This window comes from Pseudomonas frederiksbergensis (assembly GCF_017114915.1).
Taxonomy (GTDB): Bacteria; Pseudomonadota; Gammaproteobacteria; order Pseudomonadales; family Pseudomonadaceae; genus Aquipseudomonas; species Aquipseudomonas frederiksbergensis_I.
In genome coordinates this window covers 1-2868 of sequence record NZ_JAAUOE010000093.1, presented here as the reverse complement: position 1 = coordinate 2868, position 2868 = coordinate 1, and the positions used below count along the sequence as shown (strand labels likewise).

Here is a 2868-nt window from a genome sequence, read left to right as displayed (position 1 = left end):
ATAAAAAAATCGCCAATCTGTTCGCAGATAACAAAATTGATGCGTGCATCGTCAATAGTCTTGAAGATACTGACCAATGCACAAAAAAATTAAGAGAGTCCATAGCCAATAGTAAACAAACCCAGTTGAATTTTGAAAACGCTGTTGAGCAAAATAGAATGCGCATAGATACGACGATATCTGCCATATTTAACTGATAAAATCGCAATAACTTGAAAGTAAATGTAATAAATTTTAAAGTAGGGGGGGGCGAGCTGTTGAAGTCCGAAGCCTACTTAATAGTATAGTCGCTGGAGGAGTATGAATGAATAAGGCGGTTTTGCCGTTGGTCTCTGTATATATTTCTACACACAATCGACTTAACAAATTGCAACGAGCGATTAACTCTGTTCTAAATCAAGATTATCCGTATATAGAAATCATTATATGCGATGACGGTTCGACTGATGGCACCCAAGAGTATATGCGGCAATTAATACTAGATTCTCCTAGCGTTCTATACAAACGAAATGACACTCCCAAAGGAGCATGCAGCGCTCGAAATCTCGGTATATTTTCTGCAAGAGGAGAGTTTGTCACAGGCTTGGATGATGACGACGAGTTTCATCCGAATAGAATTTCAATGTTGCTACAACATTGGAAGTCCGAATATGCGTTTATTTGCAGCAATCATACTGATCAGTACGCAAGTGGGAAACGCAACAAATATTATAAAGGGGGCTCCAGGATAGTAAAACCTGATGATCTTTTACTTGATAATATTNCAGGATAGTAAAACCTGATGATCTTTTACTTGATAATATTGCATCAAATCAAATTTTCACTAAAACCGAATATTTGAAGTCAATAGGAGGTTTTGATACTAGCGTTAAGAGACTTCAAGATTGGGACACGTGGCTCCGATTATCCAAGCAGTACGGCCAAGGCTTTAGGGTATCCCACTCACTTTACATCATGCATCACGATGATCTGGACACGAATAGAGTGTCTCGGAATATGACATTTAGTACGGCGCTTGACGCATTATTTCAAAGGAATAAAAAGCATTATGACAAAAAATCAACGTATTTACTTCAATCAAAAATCCGACTAATTCAAAAGAAATTCACGATTTTAGATATGATAAAGAATTGCTGGCTTAAAAAAAATATAAAACCCGTATTTCAATACCTAACTCAACGTATTAATAATATTGATATATAAAAAATGAATAATTTGTTGAGCTTGATCAGGAGTCAGATTTCACCAATACATTTTTATTTGTATGCATTGATCGTATTGCCCGCTTCAAGCTTCCTACCAATAAAGATTGGGTCTTTTGCTTTTGCAGTTTTATATCTTTGCTACAAAATCACTATAAAAGGAGCAACCAACAAAGCCACGAAAAACCTATTAATCTGGTTAGTGGTTTGGATCACGATACTGTTGACAGCTTTTTTAAGCTCAATAGCTGTAACTAATTATAATGAATATCACAGTCGTGCGCTTTTCTCTTACTTTGGTTTTTTGCTTTCAGTGTTTTTTATGCTGATCGCTGTCAGGTCAAAAACTATAAGTTTGAAGGAGCTTTTTAAAGCAATCGTCTACGCCTCTTTCGTATATAGCGTTTTTAAAACGTTGCTTATTTTTTCTACTGTATTTGGTTTTATCAACGTTCGAGCGCTTCAGGCACTCATACGCGATTTTATAGGATCTTCGGTTGTAAGTTTCTGGTCAGAAGATGCAGCAATTGCCAGGATTTCATTCGGAAATGACATCATAATACCTTTTGTCGCATCTTTCGTTTTGTTGTTTTCGGATCATAAGATCTTTTCGTATAAGTTTACTTATTTATATATCATCATCGCAATGGTTTCGACATCGCTTGGGTTTACTAGGTATATATGGATTCTCAATGCATACATTTTGGTTGGCTACATAATAATAGTGAAGGGGAATATAAAAATCGCCTCTGTTTCTGCGTTTTTATTTACCTGTGCATATGTTTTGATTTTAAATATAGATTGGCTAAATGAAATCATAAATATACGGTCGCAGGACTCAACATCTATTGATATGAAAAATCAGCAGGCTGCTTTGCTAATAACAGAGGCTCAGAATCATATCGTATTTGGTAATGGGCTTGGCGGCTATATTCAAACATTTATAAGAAGCCCTTATCAGCCTTATCTCTACGAAGTCCAGTGGGCAGCACTGCTCATGCAGTTAGGTGTTGTTGGGTTACTGGTGCTTGCTATAGGGTTAATATTAATTATCCCAGCTTCCGCCTTAACGCTTAGAGCTGGCGCAGTGAAGAGCAAGGAGGCTTTGTATCTAATAATACTGTATGGATTGTGGTTGGTTTCTGGAATGACAAATCCTTACTTATTTATAATGACATCATCAGTTTCGTATGTGTTGTTCTATTTGTTTTTTAGAGTTAAGCCTGAATAGTCCAGGGCTCTTTGTCTTTATGCCAAATTCAATTTTACAAGTGGTGAATTAAGTGAAACTCAACTTTGAAACTAACGAGCCAGCAGTAACAATTTTGATGTCAACTTATAATGGTGAAGATTTTCTTGTGGAGCAACTTGATTCGATATTGAATCAATCATATAAGAATTGGGAGTTGCTCATCAGAGATGATGGTTCGACCGACAATACGATGAGCTTAATTAGCGTATACTCACAAAAAGATAGTAGAATAAAATATATTCATGATGATTTTGGGAATCAAGGCTCAGCAAAATCATTCGCATTGCTCCTTAAACACGTTAAAAATGAATATTTTATGTTTTCCGATCAAGACGATGTCTGGCTCCCTGAAAAGGTCGCTATTACCATCCAAGCATTTACTCCAAGCAAAGATCCCCAACTTGTATTTACAGA

At 36.3% G+C, this 2868-nt stretch carries 4 protein-coding genes; all 4 read left to right on the top strand.

The window, feature by feature from the left end:
• Positions 1-197 (top strand): hypothetical protein (locus tag HCU66_RS26810; RefSeq protein WP_205891365.1); only part of this gene is annotated, 197 nt, incomplete at its 5' end.
• Between the two features lie 107 nt (positions 198-304).
• Positions 305-772: a glycosyltransferase family 2 protein gene (locus HCU66_RS27285; protein ID WP_241015712.1), complete on the top strand. Its 468-nt coding sequence runs from the start codon at positions 305-307 to the stop codon at positions 770-772.
• Between the two features lie 434 nt (positions 773-1206).
• Positions 1207-2433: a hypothetical protein gene (locus tag HCU66_RS26800; protein WP_205891364.1), complete on the top strand. Its 1227-nt coding sequence runs from the start codon at positions 1207-1209 to the stop codon at positions 2431-2433.
• Between the two features lie 52 nt (positions 2434-2485).
• On the top strand, positions 2486-2868 hold a 383-nt coding region (locus HCU66_RS26795), incomplete at its 3' end, for a glycosyltransferase (RefSeq protein ID WP_205891363.1).

Excerpts from the sequence above, each read along its gene's own strand:
- HCU66_RS26800 (WP_205891364.1), top strand. The coding sequence starts at position 1,207 with ATGAATAATTTGTTGAGCTTGATCAGGAGTCAGATTTCACCAATACAT.